The sequence below is a fragment of the Parabacteroides sp. B2-S-102 genome (genome assembly GCF_023656665.1).
Taxonomy (GTDB): Bacteria; Bacteroidota; Bacteroidia; order Bacteroidales; family Tannerellaceae; genus Parabacteroides; species Parabacteroides distasonis.
Genome location: NZ_JAMOKM010000015.1, coordinates 1 through 19,305, shown reverse-complemented (window position 1 = coordinate 19,305; position 19,305 = coordinate 1). Strand labels below are relative to the sequence as shown.

The following is a 19,305-nucleotide window of genomic DNA, read 5'->3' as shown; positions in this document are numbered from 1 at the left end:
ATATTATTTACTCTTTATACTTTTGCATAAACATTCAACATCAAAGTGTGGAATAAGACCGAGTATCCATTAGTCAAAAAGACCGTAGAATATGTTCTGCCCCCACACTTTTACATCAGAAACCGGATAGTTCAATGGGCTTTTGACCCCGCATTCGCAATGGTGGTTCAAGATGTATAGATGTTGTCTCAATAAGTTGTTAAGACTATGACCTACGTTGGAATTGATGTCAGTAAGGCTACTTTCGTCGTGGCTTATTCTTCTGCCAAGAACAGTAAGACCAAGACTTTCAAGAACACGACCAAAGGTGTTCATATTCAAATTAAGTCTTCACGTTGTTTCTTGTACAGTTCGTTTATTTTCTCCTTGTGCTGTTCCAGATGTTGGCGCAGCACGGTGTCCACGTAGCCGCCTACCGAGATTTCCCGTCCGGCGATGTCATTCACGATTTTAAGAATCTTGCTGTGTACGTCCCGGCTGATATAGACGCACTGGCGTGTCTTTATCTCGTTGCGGCGGAGGAACAGACCGGAATAGTCGTCCTCTTGCCGTTTGCGGCGGGCGATGTCTTTCTGCACCTTCTCCCTTGACGGGGATGCCGTGGGCGGTGGTTCCGTTTCCGGGACGCTCTCTTCTTCGGGGGCAGGCACGGGCGGCTCCTGTGCGCGGTACAGAGTCCCGTCCTGCTTGCGCCTGCCGATGGAGGCTATCAACAGTTCCTCGTCAATGCCTTCGGTGTTCACTTTCCTGCTGCCCATGCTCATTGAGGTTTGATGATACGGCTGATTTCTTCCGAGAACTCACGGATACCGCTCCCTTTCAGAAGGGACACATCCATCGGGAAGATGGTAGAGCGGAATACGCTCTTGCGCTCTTCCGAGAGGTCACGCCGGAACTTCTTGCTGTCGGGCAGGCGGGTGGACAACACCGACAACCCCATTTCGGCAATCACATCTTCATACAGGTCGTACAGCCCGTTCTTCTCCCTGCCGTCCACCATCGTCCAGAACAGGTACAGCCCTTTTGTTTTCGCCTGCCCCGTCGTCATGAGGTTGTCACGGAACATCACGGCGAATTGCAGGGTGCTTTCCACGACAAAGCGGTCGGCACTCATGGGCGCGAAGATGTAATCCATCTGTGAGAGGGTCTTTACCACACCGTTGCTTTTCAGCGTTCCCGGCATATCGAAGAACACGATGTCCGGTTTCGCATCTTCTTCGGCAAGCATCCTTTCGGCATCGTCAAGGGCGTTGAGGGCGTCGCTTGCAATGACCGGATAGGCGTTCTTTTTTATTTTGCGGAAGTGGTCACACGCGAGTGCCTTGAAATAGAGGCTCTCGTCGATAAGTTTCGTTTCACGTTCACGCAGTCCGTGGATGCTGTGTTGCGGGGCGTCGCAATCTATGACGGCGACATTGTGACCTTGCACGTTGTGGAGGTAGCTGGCGGCAAGAGCCGTGACGGTCGATTTTCCAATACCTCCCTTTTGTGTTGCGAATGCAACGAAGATTTCATTACTCATGGTTCTATTGCTTTTAATGGTTGATAAATTGTTTTCCTGTTCCTGTACGGAAGCGGTGACATACATATCCGCGTCCGTGAATCATTATCCGGGCGGTCCGTCACGTATCCGCTTCAATGGCGAAGCCGGGATTCGGATAACCGGTGAATGACGGCATTGCGTCATGAAGTCATTGAATCCGTGAATCACCACGTCACTGGAAAACCGGGTATCCGACGGTTCGGATATTCGGTTTGGCAAATATCCGCCGAAGCGGTTTGCCGGGTATCTGAAAGTTCCTTTTTCCATATCTTCAAATCGTTCGTTTCTTGAATCATGCTGCAAATAAACAAGGATATTTTTGAATCTGTATCACTTCTCCGGCAAGTGGCAGCACGTTGCGCCGGTTGGCACTGATTGTCCGGGTCAAGCCTCTGTCCGATACCGCGTTAAGGGCGTAACTTTGCACCCGAACGGCAGGGTTCGCCGCAGGTGGCGCAGCCCGGGGTTTGAAAGGCATTCCCCCAATCCGTCCCCGACGGATTTTTATGTTCACCTGAACATAGCAAGGTATGTTTTCAGCCGCTCAAAATATTTTGAGCAGCCACGAAAACGCCTTGCCCTTGCAGGGGGGCGGGCTTACCCTCCGAAGTCGGGAAGCCTCTCAAACCTGCGGTGCTGTGCCTCGAAGCGGCGGCTTATGCCGTCAAACCGCTAAATCCAAAGTAATATGAGTGAAAAAAGAAGAAACAAAGGCGGGAGAAATCCCAAACTCGATCCGGCGGTGTTCCGCTACACCGTCCGTTTCAGCGAGGAGGAACACAACCGTTTCCTCTCCATGTTCGAGAAGTCGGGCGTTTACGCCAAGTCGGTCTTCCTGAAAGCGCACTTCTTCGGGCAGCCGTTCAAAGTGCTGAAAGTGGACAAGACGCTGGTGGATTACTACACCAAACTGTCCGATTTTCATGCGCAGTTCCGCGCGATAGGCACGAACTACAACCAAGTCGTGAAGGAACTGAGGCTGCATTTTTCCGAGAAAAAGGCGATGGCGTTGCTCTACAAGCTGGAGCAACAGACCGTCGAACTCGTGAAACTGAGCCGCCGGATTGTGGAACTTTCAAGAGAGATGCAGGAAAAATGGTCGCAAAAATCAGTGTAGGAAACTCGTTGTACGGCGCACTTGCCTACAACGGGGAAAAGATCAACGAGGCGAAAGGGCGGCTTCTGACAACCAACCGCATCTACAATGACGGTTCGGGGACGGTGGATATCCACCGGGCTATGGAGGACTTTCTCGCTCTGATGCCCGTGCGGTCGAAGGTGAAGAAACCGGTGGTGCATATCTCGCTCAATCCGCATCCCGACGATATTTTGACGGACACAGAACTTCAGGACATCGCACGGGAGTATCTGGAGAAGATGGGGTTCGGCAACCAGCCGTATCTCGTTTTCAAGCATGAGGACATCGACCGCCACCATCTGCATATTGTGACGGTCAGGGTGGACGAGGAAGGCAGGAGCATAGACACCCGGAATAACTTTTACCGGAGCAAGCAGATAACACGCGAACTGGAACGGAAATACGGGCTGCACGACGCGGAACGCAAGAACCGCCGTCTTGATACGCCGCTGCGCAAAGTGGACGCTTCTGCGGGCGACGTGAAGAAGCAGGCGGGGAATCTGATTAGAGAACTGAACCGCAGATACAAGTTTCAGACGATGGGCGAATACCGCGCCCTTCTTTCCTTATATAATATGACGGTGGAGGAAGCGCATGGCAATGTGCGCGGACGTGAGTATCACGGGCTGGTCTATTCCGTCACGGACGATAAGGGTAACAAGGTCGGTAATCCTTTCAAGTCCTCACTGTTCGGGAAGTCCGTCGGCTATGAAGCCGTACAGAAGAAGTTTGCCCGTTCCAAGCAGGAGATTAAGGACAGGAAACTTGCTGACATGACGAAACGCACCGTCTTTTCCGTGCTGGAAGGCACGTATGACAAGGAGAAGTTTGTTGCCACGCTCAAAAGGAAGGGCATCGACACCGTGCTACGCTACACGGAGGAAGGGCGCATCTATGGAGCCACGTTCATCGACCACCGCACGGGCTGCGTGTTAAACGGCTCACGCATGGGCAAGGAACTTTCTGCCAACGCCTTGCAGGAACACTTCACGCTGCCTTATGCCGGACAGCCGCCGATTCCGCTCTCCGTTCCGGTGGAGGAACTGGAGAACAGGCAAGGATATTCCGGAGGGGAATACGAAAGCCATTCCAGCGGCATGAACCTGTTTGCCCCCGAAGGTCCGGCAGTGGACGCTGAAGAGGAAGCCTTCATCCGGGCGATGAAGCGCAAAAAGAAGAAAAAACGCAAGGGCTTGGGTATGTAATCAGAGTATCAACAATTAAAAAATCAATGTATGTCACAACAAGAAGACGATTTGAGGGCATTGGCGAAAATCATGGATTTTCTGCGTGCCGTGAGTATCATTTTAGTGGTCATGAACGTGTACTGGTTCTGCTACGAAGCCATCCGGCTGTGGGGCGTGAACATCGGCGTGGTGGACAAAATCCTTCTGAACTTCGACCGCACGGCGGGGCTGTTCCATTCCATTCTCTACACGAAGCTGTTTTCCGTCCTTTTGCTTGCCTTGTCCTGTCTGGGTACGAAGGGTGTCAAGGGTGAGAAAATCACTTGGGGGAGAATCTGGACAGCATTTGCCGTCGGGTTCGTGCTGTTTTTCCTGAACTGGTGGTTGCTGCCCCTGCCGCTGCCGCTTGAAGCGGTGACGGGACTGTATGTCCTTACCATTGGAACGGGCTATGTCTGCCTGTTGATGGGTGGTCTGTGGATGAGCCGCCTGTTGAAGCACAACCTCATGGACGATGTATTCAACAACGAGAACGAGAGTTTCATGCAGGAAACACGGCTCATAGAAAGTGAGTATTCGGTCAATCTGCCGACACGTTTCTATTACAGGAAACGCTGGAACAACGGTTGGATCAATGTAGTTAATCCCTTCCGTGCGTCCATCGTGTTGGGTACGCCGGGCAGCGGCAAGTCCTATGCCGTGGTAAACAATTTTATCAAGCAACAGATTGAAAAGGGCTTTAGTCAATACATCTACGATTTCAAGTATCCCGACCTATCTACTATTGCCTACAACCATTTGCTGAACCACCCGGACGGCTACAAGGTAAAGCCGAAGTTCTATGTGATCAACTTCGACGACCCGCGACGCTCTCATCGGTGCAATCCCATTCACCCGGATTTCATGGAGGATATTACAGACGCTTACGAGAGTGCGTACACGATTATGCTCAATCTCAATAAAACGTGGGTGCAGAAGCAGGGTGACTTCTTCGTGGAATCACCTATTATCTTGTTTGCCAGTATTATATGGTATCTCAAAATCTATAAGGGTGGTAAGTATTGCACGTTTCCCCATGCCATTGAGTTCCTGAACCGCCGTTACGAGGATATTTTCCCGATTCTTTCTTCATATCCCGAACTTGAAAACTACCTCTCACCATTCATGGATGCTTGGCTCGGTGGGGCGGCTGAGCAGCTTCAAGGGCAGATAGCATCGGCGAAAATTCCGCTCTCGCGCATGATTTCCCCGCAACTCTATTGGGTAATGTCGGACAGCGAGTTTACGCTGGATATCAACAATCCCGAAGAGCCGAAAATCCTGTGCGTGGGTAACAATCCCGACCGTCAGAATATTTATGGTGCGGCTCTCGGTCTGTATAACTCCCGTATCGTAAAGCTCATCAACAAGAAGGGGATGCTGAAGTCGTCGGTCATTATAGATGAACTACCGACGATATATTTCAAGGGGCTGGACAACCTTATTGCCACCGCACGAAGCAACAAGGTTGCCGTGTGTCTGGGCTTTCAGGATTTCAGCCAGTTGGTGCGCGACTATGGCGATAAGGAAGCTAAAGTCGTGATGAACACCGTCGGTAATATCTTCTCCGGGCAGGTGGTGGGTGAAACCGCCAAGACGCTATCCGAACGCTTCGGAAAGGTCTTGCAGAAACGGCAGTCCATTTCCATCAACCGGCAGGACGTTTCCACCTCTATCAATACGCAGATGGACGCGCTTATCCCGCCCAGCAAGATTTCCGGCTTGACGCAGGGAATGTTTGTCGGTTCTGTGTCCGATAACTTCAACGAGCGCATTGAACAGAAGATTTTTCACTGCGAGATTGTCGTGGATGCAGAGAAGGTGAAACGCGAGGAAAAAGCCTACAAGAAGATACCCGTCATTACCGACTTCACGGACGAGGATGGCAACGACCACATGAAGGAAACGGTGCAGGCGAATTACAGGCGCATCAAGGAGGAAGTCAAGCAGATTGTTCAGGAGGAACTGGAGCGGATTGCCAACGACGACAATCTGAAACACCTGTTACAGCAGAAATAACCGGGCTGACGTGAGGCAATGAAAGCGGGCGGAACAAAGTATCAAACTTGCTCCGCCCGTTATTCTTTAGGGATTCTTAGTCTATCTTCTCATACGCTCCATCTCTTCGTCACGGAGCATCTTCTCGTTCAGTTTTTCCTGCATTTTGTCAAGGAAGTAGGTGCGGCTTTCGTTCTTCCGGCGTTTGATATCAGTGTAGAAGCGGTAGCAGTCTTTAGAATCAACCCCGAATATCTTATAGAGAAGTGGGGCGAGCTGTTTGAGCGGCATATTGCCGTTGTTGATGCAGCCCATCACGTCTATGCCGTAGATAAGTTCCACGAGGTCGATGGCATTGCCCGTCCATTGAAGAAGGCTGGCGGTGGTTTCTGTTGCGTTGTTGGCGGATATTAGTGGTGGCACTTGGGGCGTGGCAAGGAATTTCTGCATCTTTCTTACGAAAGACAGAGCCTTGCTGACGTAGGCGGCAATCTCTCTTTTTTCTTCTGACAGATTACGTACGGGATGGTGCTGCAACTCGATTTCGATGTAGGCAAGCGCGATGACGGTAAGGTTCATGTCCATGCCGCCGTTGCACAGTTCGATCACTTGGGTGGCGAAAGCCGTGTATGCCGTTTCCATATTGCAGTCGCCGGCTTCGTTTATCAGGCGGAAAAAGTCGGTTTCCGCCAGCAAGAAATAATTCATGGTTCTGTCAATTTTGAAAATTACACTTTGTTTTCTGCGTGCGCACATGAATATAATTGGCAAAAAACGCGGCAGAAAATAAAAAATCCAACACTCAATTTTACAAAGTGCTGGATTTCAGAGGTATAAAATTCAGTATTTTTTCACAAGGACAAATTATCTCCGACTTAAATTGTTTGTAATCGGAACATTTATTCTATTCCTGAAAATAGAAATGTATGCTTGCCGCACATTTTGGCTATCTTGCTTTTTTATCAAGGATATAGATAATGCGACATACACCGTTGGGATAGCTTTTCAAAGAGGAAAGCGTCCAGTGTTGCTCTGGCAGAGCCGACTTAAAAAAATGTCGTCCGCTTCCGGATATGAAAGGAACGGTGTATAGTATGATTTCATCCACAGCGTGCATCCGCAGCAGTCCGTTTATATAGTCTGCCGTGTCCGGTGTGGCTTCCGCGAGGTAACGGATGTTTGTGCAGTCTTTTCTCCATTCGTGCAGCATTGAAATGGAATAGTCCGGTGTCACACGGTAAAAGGCTTTCTTCCTGATTTCATCAAGACCGCAACGGTCAAGGCACAAATCCTGATGTGCTTTATCATATAACTCTGAAGAAAGACATCCGTCCATCGTCAGTACGGCGAGAATCTGAACTTTACCCATAATCGTTTCCTTTCGTTAGGCAAGGGTAAAAAAGTAGCGTGCAATTCACACTACCTTCAAGCGATGGCTCTGGTAAAGCCTTTACGGAGAGTACGTGAATGCACGCTATGCGTAAGCATAGCATAAGCATCACGCAATCGTCTCCGTAGTTCCAATTTACCAGATTTTCGCTTGAAACGCCTTGCGGTCTTATCCTATATGTTGGCGGCGAAAAGCTCCTGCCAATCGCCGTTTTTCTCAAATGTTATGCAAAGATAGCCAAATTCAGTGAATTACGGGCTATGATTGCTTGAATTTATATTTAATCTCCTATGCGCACTTTATCTCCTATCGAAACATTAATCTTGTCCAGGACTCCCGATATCTGCGATTTTATTTCGATCTCCTTCATCGGAAAAACATTGCCGGATATGTTTATTTCCTCTTTGATCTCGCGATATTGTGGTTGTGTAGTTTCGTAAATTGCCTTTGTACCTCTTAGCGAAGAACGAAAAGCAACAAATGCCAGTGTGGCGGAAAAGATGCAAATTAATATAATCTTAAATGTCTTCATTATCCTATATTTTCGTTTCTAATGGCGTCAATGGGTTGTATAACAGATGCTTTCATAGCCGGAAATGCTCCGGCAATGACACCGGACAAAATCAAGATAACCAAAGCGAGAACAGCTACATTTATATCTATTTCTGCATGCTTTATCATTGTCGCGTGACGGGCGCTTTCGAGCAACCAATTTATAATCTCAAGAATAGCTGCACCTGATATCAATCCGATGATACCGGAGATTACAGTTATGATGACAGATTCCGTCAGCATTAACACAAGAATGGATTTAGGAGTTGCTCCTACAGCCTTACGGATGCCTATTTCGCTACTCCTTTCTTTGATCACGACAAACATGATGTTGCTTACTCCAACAATACCACTTATCAGAAAACAAATTCCTACGATCCAGATAAACATTTTCAATCCATCAAAGAGTCCCTCAAAAGCAGATGTTTGTGTCTCAAAATTGATTATCTGTAAGGCTTGCTTATCAGAATAAGCAAATTGGTATTTATTAGCGATGAAGGCTCTCAGCTCATTCTCAAATCGCTTGGAATCAACTTCTTTGTTCAGATATAAACAGAAAGCGCGCAATGGAGTCTTATTGTCAATACAGTTTATGTAACTTGAGAAGGGCACATATACCGAATTGATTTCCGAAGCGCTGAAAATATCATCATTCTTTAGTACGCCTATCACCTTAAAATCAATACCGGCAATGTTGATCGACTTACCCAACGCTTTTTGATTATTAAATAAGGTCGTACTGACATTTTCGCCGATAATGGTAACATTACGGGTATTCTCGTCATCTCCTTTATTAAAATATCGTCCATCTTCGTTGATTTTAAGTATCTTAATTCCCATATAGTTTTCATTGATTCCTATAATCTTAAAAAGTCCGCTTTTAGCTTTATTCATCACTTGCGAATAAGGTCCTGTTATTTCAGGCGAAATAGCTTTTATCCCCGGGAACTGTTTCTTTATGCGGTTAAGAAAATGCAAATCGAAATGCAATTGTTCCCCTTCTCTGATATTCTTATACTTCACCCAGAATCCTCATCATTCCATACCATGACGGATTCACCATAAGTTACTAACGTGGTCACATAGCGGTGTGTGGTATTGATATTGTGCTGGGTTTGAAAAATAGCGATTGATTCATTCTCTATTTTCTGTACACGACTACGCTCGTGCAGAACAATAGCGACCATGCTGCCAATGATCGCCATTAAAAGAAAGTATCCTATAAATATTTTATGCTGCAAAAGTATTTTCATTGGCTTGATATTTTACAATCCAAATATTGCTTTCGTACAATATCTACATGCGGCAGAATCACGAAAAATATCCGAGATGAATAACACTAATAATAATTTCAAATTTTTCTATTTATTGCAGTTACATTCCTCCTCCCAACACATGATAAAGTTTGATTACACTTTGTATGCGTTCAAAACGAGTTTGTAGCTGTTGCACTTCCGCTTCGAGAAGAGACTGTTGGGCGGTCAACACTTCCAGATAGGTGGCATTGGAATGACGCATAAGCGATTCTGTCTTTCGCACAGCATCGCATAATGTTTCAACCTGTCGAGCATTGATTTCAATTTGCGATTTTGCCGTCTGCCATGCAGTCAGAGCATCGTTCACTTCTTTTCCAGCGTTCAGCAATGATTGCCGGAACAACAGTTTGGCTTCTTCCTGACGGCTTTTGGCTATCTTCAAGTTGGCGATGTTTGTGCCCCGGTTGAATAAGGGCTGTGTCAGGGAACCGATGGCATTGAGCAACCATTGTCCGGGATTTACGATTACGCCACCGCCGTTATTAGTCCATCCAAGAGTCCCCGAGAGGGTAATATTGGGATAGAAGGCGGCACGAGCCGCATTGGTGGCGTAGAACGCCTGCGCCAGTTCCATTTCAGCCTGACGCACGTCGGGACGGTTGGAAAGCAGTTGCAAAGGGACTCCAATCGAGACAGTATCGGGGAAAGCAGCCTCGGCCAGATTACTTCGTCCAATCGAGTGTGACGGCATGGCAAGTATCGCAGACAGGGCATTTTCTGTTTCGGAAATACTCTTGCGTATGGATAACAGGGATGCTTCGAGTCGCATCACGTTCGCCTTTGCCTGCAATACGCCGGCTTCGTTTGATTTCCCCACTTTTTTCAACGCTTCAAGAGTACGTACGGTAGTCCGCCAGTTCTCCAAAGTCCGGTTACTTATTGCCATTTGTGCGTCAAGCATGGCAAGGGTGTAGTAACTGTCTGCAATAGTGGCGACAAGCTGTGTCTGTACGGCCTGCCGGTAGGCACGGCTTCCTTGTAACGCGGCGGCTGCACCACGCTTTGCCGCCGTAAGTTTGCCGAAGATGTCCAGTTCCCAGCTTGCCGACGCTCCCACATTATATGTCTTTGCCGTTGCTCCGTCATGTTTATTGGCATTACCTTCGGCAGTCAGTCCCAGTGATGGAAGATATGATAGTCTGGCAGTCATCAGGACGGCTTCTGTCGCTTCCACGCGTAACCGTGCCACATTGAGGTCTGTGTTCCGTTCAAGTCCGGTTTCAATCAAGGACTGGAGTTTCGGGTCGGTAAACATTTCCCGCCACGACAGGGACGCGATGGTCGTTGTATCAATGTCCGCCGGTACGTCCCGATACAGATTCTCCGTTGAGAGGTCAGGACGATGATACCGGCTGTATGTGCCACAACCGGCAAACATCCATCCTGACAATATGATATATATTACTGTCTTCTTCATTTAATTATGCTTAACACGTTCTTGAATATATTGGAATACAATAAACAATGACGGCACAAGGAACAACAGAGCCAAAGTACCGACAATCATTCCACCGATTACACCTGTGGCAAGCGAACGGCTGCCGTTGGCACCCACTCCGTGCGCCATCATCAGCGGGACAAGACCGAACACCATGGACAGCACAGTCATCAATATAGGGCGCAGGCGGACTTTTGCCGCACTGTATGCTGCCTGTGCCAGCGTCATGCCTTCCGACCGCCGCTTGCCGGCGTATTCGGTAAGCAGGATGGCGGTCTTGGCAAGCAGGCCGATAATCATGATTAATCCGGTCTGCATGTAGATGTTGTTCTCCAGACCGAAGAGCCACGCAAACAGGAAACTGCCCATTAGTCCGCAAGGCACCGACAACAGAACCGCGAAGGGTATGAACACGCTCTCATACAAGGCGCACAGAATCAGATAGACCAGAACCATGCAGAGCAGGAATATAAGCGTGGCATTGTTGGTCGTCTTGCTTTCCTCACGCGAAATGCCGCCAAACTCGTATGTGTAATTTGACGGAAGCACTTCACGTGCCGTCTCGCCGATGGCTTCGAGCACCTGCCCTGAACTGTAACCCTGCGCCGGCGACCCGCTAATCGAGATGGCGTTGAACAGGTTGAAACGGGTGAGGTCTGACGGGCCGTTGGTCTTGGTCAGGCGCACGAACCGGCTCAAAGGCGACATGCCGCCATCGGAGGCGCGCACATACATGTGGTGCAGGGATTCCGCATTCACACGATATTCCGCCGGAGCCTGCATGGTCACATGGTAGAGCTTGGAGAACCGGTTAAAGTCGGAAACATATTGTCCGGTATAATAGCCCGACAATGTGGAAAGCACATCTGCGGGCGACACACCCGACTGCTCACATTTGGCGGCATCGATATCCACCCAGTATTGCGGATAGTCCGTGGCAAAGGAGGAATAGACTTCGCCGATTTCGGGTCGTTGCGACAAGGCTTCGACAAACTTGTCCGCCTCTTCCTTGAAAGCGGCGATGTTTCCGCCCGCCTTGTCCTGCAAATAAAGCTCGAAACCGTTTCCCATGCCGTACCCGGCAATCATCGGAGGCGACATGGCGAACACCGTGGCATCGGGAATATCTGAAGTGGCGGCATAAATCTTTCCGATGACATCATTCACCGACTGCCCCTCTCCCTTACGATCCTCCCAGTCTTTGAGTGTCACGAAATACATCGCCTGCGAGGGACCGGAACCGCTGAAAGAGAAACCGGCTACCGCACCGCTGTATTCAATCTCGCCGATGCTGTCGAGACGGCTGTTGATACGCTCCATCACCTTACTTGTCTGAGCCATGGATGTGCCGGGCTTCGTGTTCATGCTCACCATGACCGTCCCGGTGTCCTCTTCGGGAATAAGTCCCGTCTTTGTGACATTGACCAGCAGCACCAGCAACCCGAAAGAAATGCCTATGATGCTCCACAACAGCCATCGGCGATGGATAATGAACATCACTCCACGTACATAGCGTCGGCTCAGACTGTCGAAGACGGCATTGAACGCTTTACGGAAACGGGCTGCAAAATTGTTCTTAGTGTTGCCCTGCTCATCGATATAGGGTTTCAGCAGCAGCGCGCAAAGTGCCGGTGAGAGTGTGAAGGCATTGACTGCCGAGATTCCCACGGCAACAGCCATCGTGATACCGAACTGCGTGTAGAACGCTCCCGAAGTCCCGCCCATCATGGCTACGGGGAAAAACACTGCCATAAAGATTATGGTAGAGGTCAGGATAGCCGACGAAACGCCTTTCATGGCATCATCAGCCGCGAGAACTGCTGATTGATAGCCCTCATCGAACTTCGCCTGCACCGCTTCCACCACCACAATGGCATCATCGACCACGGTTCCGATGGCAAGCACAAGCGCGAACAGGGTGAGCAGGTTGATGGAGAATCCAATCATGGACATCACGGCAAATGTGCCGATGATGGAAACGAAGATGGATATGGTAGGGATAAGCGTTGACTTGATGTCCTGCAAGAACACATACACCACCACGATGACCAGAAGTATCGCTTCCAATAAGGTGCGGAGGACAGAGTGGATGGAGGCATACAGGAACTTGTTGGTATCGGTAAGCACCACGAATTCCGTCCCTTCGGGCAAGTCCCGGCTAAGGTCGTCAAGCACTTCGTGAATCTCCTTGATGGTGCTTGATGCATTGGACCCGGCTTTCTGGTTGATGAGCATCATAGCTGCCGGATGCCCGTTCACCTCGGAGGAATAGTTGTAGTATTCATCGCCCAGTTCCACATCGGCAACCTCTTTCAACCGAAGCACATTGCCGCCCGGCAGTGACTTGACGACCAGCTCACCGAACTCTTCCGCTCCGGACAAGCGTCCGCGGTATTTCATCGTGTATTCATTGGCGGTAGGATGATTGGCACCGAAGGAGCCGGTGGCGGCCTCGATGTTCTGTCGTGCAAGTACGGCAGAGATGTCATCGGGGATAAGCCCGTATTGCGCCATCTTGTCGGGACGCAGCCAAAGTCGCATGCTGTAGTTGGAACCGAACAACTGTGCCTTTCCCACGCCGCTGATACGTTTCAGCCTCGGCTCGACATTGATTTTCACGTAATTGCTCAGGAAGGTCTGGTCGAAGCGGTCATCGGGCGAATAGAGCGCGAAAGTCATCAGTTCGGCATTCTGCTGCTTTTCAGTGGTGACACCGGTCTTGGTGGCTTCCGCCGGAAGTTGGCTCAGTGCGCCGTTCACGCGGTTCTGCACGTTTACCGCCGCCATGTCCGCGTTGGTTCCCTGTTTGAAATAGATGTTGATGGAAGCATCTCCCGTATTCGATGCCGTGGAAGTCATATAGGTCATGTCTTCCACTCCGTTGATGGCTTCTTCCAGAGGGGTTATCACTGCCTTCTGCACGGTTTCAGCGTTTGCTCCCGGATAAGTTGCGAATACGTTGATGGTCGGAGGTGCGATGTCGGGGTATTGTTCCACCGGCAAGGAAAACATGGAAATCATGCCCAACAGTACAATCACCACCGAGATAACGCCCGAAAACACCGGGCGGTCTATAAAAAATCGCAGGTTCATTTCGTTTCGTTTTTAGGGGTTATGCTCATGCCTTCTCTCACCAGTCCCACGCCTTCGGCGACAATGGTGTCACCGACCGAAAGACCTTCTTTTACGATAAACCGGTTGCCGTCGTTCAGGCGGTCCACCGTGAGATAGGCGGCTTCCGCCTGTCCGTTTTTCAGACGGTAAGCGATAATCTTGTCCTGCAGTTCCACGGTGGCGGTCATGGGAATGGTTACGGCCTCCGTTTTCGGGTTTTGAAGGATGACATTGCCGATGCTGCCACTCAACAGTTCGCGGTCGGGATTGGGGAACAGGGCTTTGATTTGTACCGTTCCGGTAACAGGATCCACCACGCCGCTTACGGTTTCAATACGTCCTTTCGCCTTGTACAGGCTGCCGTCGTTGAGTTGCAGGCCCACTTCCGGCGTCCCGGCTATCATGCTGTCAATCGAGCCATAGCGAGCCGAATATCGCCGTAGCATATTCTCCGAAATGGAGAAATAGGCATACATCTCCGCATTGTCGGACACGACCGTGAAAGGCTGTGCCATATTGGGACCGACAAGCGCACCGATGCGATAGGGCAATGTGCCTACTACTCCGTTGCTCGGGCTTTTGATTTCCGTATAGGAGAGATTGTTGCGTGCATCCGATTCTTGTGCCTTTGCCTGTTCGAGTTCAGCACACGCCACTGCCAGTTGGTTCCGGGCGAGAGAAAGCTCGTAGTCGGATATGACCTTCTCGTCAAACAATGCCTGCTTGCCCCGCAGCTCGATTCTTGCCGTTTCCACTTTTGCCTGTGCCGCGCTGACATTGGCCTGCGCCGTGCGTAATGCCGCCCGATAGGGCACTTGGTCAATTACAGCCAATACTTGACCGGTCTTCACCCGTTCACCCTCTTTCACTTTCAGACGGATAATGCGCCCGGATATTTGCGGCAGGATGTCCACATCCTGCCGTCCGCGTATGGCGGCGGAATAGGACTCGGAGATTTCCACCGGACTTGCCGCGACCTTTATGACCCGATAACTCTGCACCGCATCCTGCTTGCCGTCCGCCTGCCTGCATCCGGTCGGCAGGAACAGCATGAGAGCAAATGCGGCGAAATTCGTGATAATGAATTGCTTGTTCATATTTTCTTCTTGTTTTGTATTAATTCATAAATTGATTTTTGGAACATGAATAAAAGTTTATCTTTTTCGTTCATGCGGATATTATCAGAATAACCGTCTTTTGTTATTTGATACCCACATGGCTTAACCATAAAAATGCCTAAGCCCTTAGTGTACGAACTTACTTCTGAGGCATAGTCTTTACTTGTATTTAATGGAACTTTCCCTTTAATATGACACCACTCATTATTACAACTGATGTCTTCAATCTCAGACATCAGTTTTTGCAAATCTGTAATAGCTTTGGAACTCGCTACTTGGGGTATCTGCAACTCAAAACAGAGCATCGGTTCGAGAATGTCCACACCTGACTGTTGCAAAGCCAGCCTGAAGACATAAGGGGTCAGCTGTCTGAAATCAGCAGGTGTACTTACCGGGCTATAATACTCGGCTTGAGTAAAAGTTACTTTCAGATCTGTCACTTCCCATCCATGTAAACCAGATTGGCAAGACATACGAATCCCTTCAAAAACGGCATTTTGAAAAGAATGGTTCAGATAACCATAGGAGATGTCACTTTCGATTTGCAACCCTGCCCCTAACGGTAAGGGTTCAAGAGTCAGCCCTATTGTGGCCCAGTAAGGGTTGGGTGGTACTTCGATCTGAATAATCTTATTGACCTTTTTTATAGGTCGTTCTTTGTAGATAGTCTTGATCTCATCAAAATGGACCTTTACGGAAAATCGTTCTTCCAGCAATGTCTGTATGATTTCCTTTTGGGTCAAACCATATAACGAGATTTCCAATTCATCACTATATGAGTTTATGGAAAAGGACAAAGACGGGTCTTCAATCCACAATGTATTCAGAGCGGATATCACCTTGCTTCTCTCTTCGGGCTTATTTGGCCGGACGGAGGATTTGAGAGCGGGATGCTGATGAGATAATCCTTGAATCAAACAAGGTTTAGCACCTAAATAATCTCCGATTCGAAAATCTTCTATATCTTCTACAATCGCGATATCATTGGCACCCACTTCATCAACATTTATCTCTCTGCCCTGATAAATAGTCTTTAGATTTTTAATCTTGATGAATTTTTCCGAATCGTTGATTCTTACAATGTCTCGAAGTCTCAGACTTCCGTCAATTATTTTTAGAAAACTTCTTTTATGTCCTTTGGGGTCATGCTCTATCTTATAGAGATAAGCTGAAAGTCTGTTTGAGACTGATTCTGGAGGAAGTATAAAAGAAGAGATGGCGTCCAACAACTCATTGATACCGATATTGAACATTGCTGATCCATGTAGTACCGGATAGACTTTGGCTTTTGCCACAAGATCGATTATCGTATTCCAATAATCAGCCGGTGAAATTTCGCTATCCGCCAAATATCGTTCTAATATATTGTCGTCATGGTTGCATACAAATTCTTTGTATTCTTCCTTTATATATGTTTGGGAGCAAATCGGATAAACCAATCCATCGACAACAGTTTGCATAAACAGGACATCTTGAGACAGATTTGTTTTTATATCCAGATACAAACGCTCTAAATTCACACCGTCACGGTCAATTTTATTGATAAATATAATTGTCGGGATTTGCAGTTTTTGTAAAGTATTGAACAGCAACTTTGTTTGCGCTTGTATGCCTTCCTTTGCGGATAAGATGAGGACTGCTCCATCAAGCATTTTGAATGTCCGCTCCACTTCCGCAATAAAATCCATGTGTCCCGGAGTGTCAATGATATTGCATTTCACTCCATTCCAGATAATAGATGTCGTAGAAGCCCGAACAGTAATTCCTCTACGTTTCTCTATATCCATAGAGTCTGTTATGGTGTCACCATTATCCACACGGCCGCACTTTTCCGTTGCTCCACTGGCAAACAGCAGATTCTCGGTTACGGAAGTTTTTCCTGCATCAATGTGAGCAAGAATTCCTAAATTTATAATATTCATTTGGATTAAGCAATAATATACTACAATAGATGCATTGTCGAAACGCACCTTTTAATACCTCCTCGTAGCATGTGAGAACTACAGGATTACTAACTCGTATTAATATGTATATTATTACTGCCGCATAACGATTGCAAAATTACACAAAAAAAATATATCTAACAAAAGTGGGAGGATTTTTTAACTTTTTTTACCATAGACATTTTATTAGGGAAGCGTAGGTTCAACTGGTAAGTACAAATAAGTAGAAATGTTTGAACAACAACGTTTTAGGAAGTTGAAAAAAATCAAGTTTCTCTCTCGGTATAACGTTTATTTTGGCCAATATCTTCTTTAGTTTGGCATTTGAGTATTTCCCATTCGTGTTCTATTTAGCTCCTTATTATGAGTATGTAGCAAGTTGCTTATCAAATTCAGCCTCTTTGAGGGTCAAATATGGTTTTGCAAATGGTGACTGACAAGACATAAACAAGGTCAGCAGGATTTTTTACATAAATGGACATGAATGTATATAACCTAAAATAAGAATAAATTTTAATAAGGGCTGCCCAAAAAGAAAAAAAATGCAGTTGCCATCCTACAGATACTTGCAGAAAGGATAAAATTTACTTTTAGACCTTTTGGGATAGCCCTTATTAATACTTCAGATAAAATTCCTTAGGTTATATTTTCAATCCTTTGGACCGGGTTTCCTCCTTGGCATACAGTCCCGGACGCCCGATTATGACATGGTTGGCAACGATACTATCCGCCGGACTGCGTATCTGCGGCGGTGCATTTTCGGGATATTGCGCCTGCCTGTTCCTCACATCTTCCGCTTCCGGCTTGAGCTGTTGCCCTTCATTCTCCTTTTCTGCGACTTCGGGCGTGGGTGGCGCAAGCTCCAGCTGAATTTTTCGGTCAAGGGCGGCAAGTTCGGACTTCAACTGCTTCAGCTCGTCCTCCTTCTTCCACACCTTACCCGCTATCTCCTGTAACTGCGGTATCTCCATCTCCAGCACCTCGTTCTTCGCCTTGTACTGGTCGATGATGGAGGGTATCCTCTCCATCGCGTTGAGGAAGTTGCGGGCGGCGGCCAACGGGTCAGCCATCGCCAGATGCCCGTTGTTGTAGGTGTACTTGTAGTTCCCCTCGACCACGAAGCGGTTGTCGGTGAACTCCAATCCCTCTTTGAGTATCCTTTCGCTCACCACCTTTATCGGAAAACCGTAAAGTTCACCGACCTGCGTGTACAACCCTCCGGTCGTGGCATTCTTGGCTATCTCCTGCAAACGCTTTCCGATGACCTTCTCATCGGCGGAATCCACTCCGTCCACCTTTATTATATTAAGGCGGTTGCCCTCCTTGTCGGTCTGCACCACCGACAGGAAGCGGTTCCAGTCCTCCGTCATGGCATCTATGAAAGCCGTGTTGTTGCGCAACTCGCCGGTCTTTGACTCCAGCTTGAACTCCGAATCACGCTTGCCCTTGTTGAACGACTTGCGTTCCCCTTCGAGCGATGCGATCCGCTTTTCCAGTTTCGCCTTGTCCAACAGGTCGGTATTGCCGGAGAGCAACGCCATGTATTCCGAGAAATTCATGCCCGATTTTTCGTCCATTGCCCCCTCGTCGATGGTACGCGCACCCATCGCACCGCTTTTGAGCTGGCTTATGAAAGTCTGCTTGCAGTGCAGGAGGTTGAACTTGTAGCTGTCCAGTGACTTCTCCACCGCGTAGATGATTACATCCACGTTGTTCCCGGCGAAATGTTTGGCAATCTCATTACCTGCCCTAACTCCGCGTCCGTCACGCTGTTGCAAGTCGGACGGTCGCCACGGCGTATCGAGATGATGAATTGCCACACACCGTTTCTGTGCGTTCACACCCGTTCCGAGCATGGAGGTGGAGCCGAACAGCACACGCACCGTCCCGGCGTTCATGGCATCTATCACCGCCTTCCGAGCCTTGTCGGTCTTGCACTCCTGAATGAAGCGCACCTCGCTTGGCGGTATGCCGTAGTCCTCCGTCAGTTTGCGCTTGATTTCCGAATAGACGTTCCACCCATCGCCCGGCTGGTAAGTCCCCAAGTCAGAGAAAACGAACTGCGTGCCTTTCTGCGCGTCGTATTTTTGATAATACTCCGCGATTATTTTGGCACAGTGGCTCGCCTTGTTGTCGGGGTGGTCTTCGTAATGCGGGTCTATCATGCGCATGTCGAGTGCCATCTTCCGGGCATAGTCCGTGGCGATAAGCATCTTCGCCTTTTCCTCCGTTTCCGAAAGCGGCAGTCTGCCCAACAGGGTGGCGTCGCCCGTCTTGGCGAATTGCATCAGCTTCTGTATGAAGTCCTCCTGCTCCGGCGTGGGCGGTATGTGGTGCAGTATCTCGTTTTTGTTGGGACGGTCCACGCCCACATCCTCCGCCGTGCGGTAGTCCGTGATTTCCGCATAAAAGTAATGGGGGTGAATGTAATCGACTGATTACTAATAAAAAGCAGAATATATAATCTGATAAGGTGAACGACTAAGAAACGAGCGAGTTTCTTTCCCTTTCTTTATTCTGCAAAGTCTC

Annotated in this window: 14 protein-coding genes and 3 pseudogenes; 4 read left to right on the top strand and 13 right to left on the bottom strand. The window is 48.5% G+C overall.

Annotated elements, in window-relative coordinates; translation table 11 throughout:
- Window positions 1–207 precede the first annotated feature (207 nt).
- Window positions 208–315, top strand: a pseudogene (locus NBH07_RS16525) (IS110 family transposase); the annotation flags it as partial.
- Window positions 316–317: 2 nt separating this feature from the next.
- Here NBH07_RS16525 and NBH07_RS16520 read toward each other — a convergent pair.
- The 3 genes from NBH07_RS16520 to NBH07_RS16510 all read right to left on the bottom strand — a co-directional run bounded on the left by NBH07_RS16520 (window position 318) and on the right by NBH07_RS16510 (window position 1,810).
- Window positions 318–758 carry a DUF3408 domain-containing protein gene (locus NBH07_RS16520; RefSeq protein WP_032538179.1) on the bottom strand — a complete coding sequence of 147 codons (441 nt, stop codon included), beginning with the start codon at window positions 756–758 and terminating at the stop codon, window positions 318–320.
- A gap of 2 nt (window positions 759–760) precedes the next feature.
- Window positions 761–1,522 carry a ParA family protein gene (locus NBH07_RS16515; RefSeq protein WP_005809222.1) on the bottom strand — a complete coding sequence of 254 codons (762 nt, stop codon included), beginning with the start codon at window positions 1,520–1,522 and terminating at the stop codon, window positions 761–763.
- 84 nt (window positions 1,523–1,606) lie between these two features.
- Window positions 1,607–1,810 carry a hypothetical protein gene (locus NBH07_RS16510; protein WP_032538122.1) on the bottom strand — a complete coding sequence of 68 codons (204 nt, stop codon included), beginning with the start codon at window positions 1,808–1,810 and terminating at the stop codon, window positions 1,607–1,609.
- A 421-nt stretch (window positions 1,811–2,231) separates the two neighbouring features.
- Here NBH07_RS16510 and mobA point away from each other — a divergent pair, with 421 nt between their 5' ends.
- From mobA to mobC, 3 genes are read left to right on the top strand one after another with little or no spacing between them, the layout of a single operon-like run.
- The gene (gene mobA / locus NBH07_RS16505; RefSeq protein WP_005809224.1) at window positions 2,232–2,660 is read left to right on the top strand and encodes a conjugal transfer protein MobA; all 429 of its coding nucleotides are present in this window, start codon (window positions 2,232–2,234) and stop codon (window positions 2,658–2,660) included.
- Window positions 2,639–3,886 (top strand): conjugal transfer protein MobB, encoded by a 1,248-nt coding sequence (gene mobB / locus NBH07_RS16500; protein ID WP_032543188.1) that lies wholly within the window; start codon window positions 2,639–2,641, stop codon window positions 3,884–3,886. The genes mobA and mobB overlap by 22 nt, the downstream gene beginning before the upstream one ends.
- Window positions 3,887–3,916: 30 nt before the next feature.
- A complete protein-coding gene (mobC, locus tag NBH07_RS16495; RefSeq protein ID WP_032543187.1) occupies window positions 3,917–5,926 on the top strand; it encodes a conjugal transfer protein MobC in 2,010 nt (669 codons plus the stop codon).
- An 81-nt stretch (window positions 5,927–6,007) separates the two neighbouring features.
- Here mobC and NBH07_RS16490 read toward each other — a convergent pair whose 3' ends face one another.
- The 10 genes and pseudogenes from NBH07_RS16490 to NBH07_RS16445 all read right to left on the bottom strand — a co-directional run.
- On the bottom strand, window positions 6,008–6,613 hold the full coding sequence (locus NBH07_RS16490) for an RteC domain-containing protein (protein ID WP_032543186.1): 606 nt from the start codon (window positions 6,611–6,613) through the stop codon (window positions 6,008–6,010).
- 238 nt (window positions 6,614–6,851) lie between these two features.
- A complete protein-coding gene (locus NBH07_RS16485; RefSeq protein WP_004291474.1) occupies window positions 6,852–7,274 on the bottom strand; it encodes a dihydrofolate reductase family protein in 423 nt (140 codons plus the stop codon).
- A 301-nt stretch (window positions 7,275–7,575) separates the two neighbouring features.
- A complete protein-coding gene (locus NBH07_RS16480; protein ID WP_005809234.1) occupies window positions 7,576–7,827 on the bottom strand; it encodes an efflux RND transporter periplasmic adaptor subunit in 252 nt (83 codons plus the stop codon).
- Window positions 7,827–8,870 carry an ABC transporter permease gene (locus tag NBH07_RS16475; RefSeq protein WP_005809236.1) on the bottom strand — a complete coding sequence of 348 codons (1,044 nt, stop codon included), beginning with the start codon at window positions 8,868–8,870 and terminating at the stop codon, window positions 7,827–7,829. The genes NBH07_RS16480 and NBH07_RS16475 overlap by 1 nt, the downstream gene beginning before the upstream one ends.
- Window positions 8,871–8,872: 2 nt before the next feature.
- A pseudogene (locus NBH07_RS16470) lies at window positions 8,873–9,100 on the bottom strand (hypothetical protein); the annotation flags it as partial.
- Window positions 9,101–9,221: 121 nt separating this feature from the next.
- Window positions 9,222–10,580, bottom strand: coding sequence for an efflux transporter outer membrane subunit (locus NBH07_RS16465; RefSeq protein ID WP_005809240.1), 1,359 nt, complete (start codon window positions 10,578–10,580; stop codon window positions 9,222–9,224).
- Window positions 10,581–13,694, bottom strand: coding sequence for an efflux RND transporter permease subunit (locus NBH07_RS16460; protein WP_005809243.1), 3,114 nt, complete (start codon window positions 13,692–13,694; stop codon window positions 10,581–10,583).
- Window positions 13,691–14,812 carry an efflux RND transporter periplasmic adaptor subunit gene (locus NBH07_RS16455; RefSeq protein ID WP_005809248.1) on the bottom strand — a complete coding sequence of 374 codons (1,122 nt, stop codon included), beginning with the start codon at window positions 14,810–14,812 and terminating at the stop codon, window positions 13,691–13,693. The genes NBH07_RS16460 and NBH07_RS16455 overlap by 4 nt, the downstream gene beginning before the upstream one ends.
- Window positions 14,809–16,755 (bottom strand): tetracycline resistance ribosomal protection protein Tet(Q), encoded by a 1,947-nt coding sequence (tet(Q), locus tag NBH07_RS16450; RefSeq protein WP_032595419.1) that lies wholly within the window; start codon window positions 16,753–16,755, stop codon window positions 14,809–14,811. Before tet(Q) ends, NBH07_RS16455 begins: the two co-directional genes overlap by 4 nt.
- 662 nt (window positions 16,756–17,417) lie before the next feature.
- Window positions 17,418–19,187: pseudogene (locus NBH07_RS16445) on the bottom strand (helicase-related protein); the annotation flags it as partial.
- Between the last annotated feature and the right edge of the window lie 118 nt (window positions 19,188–19,305).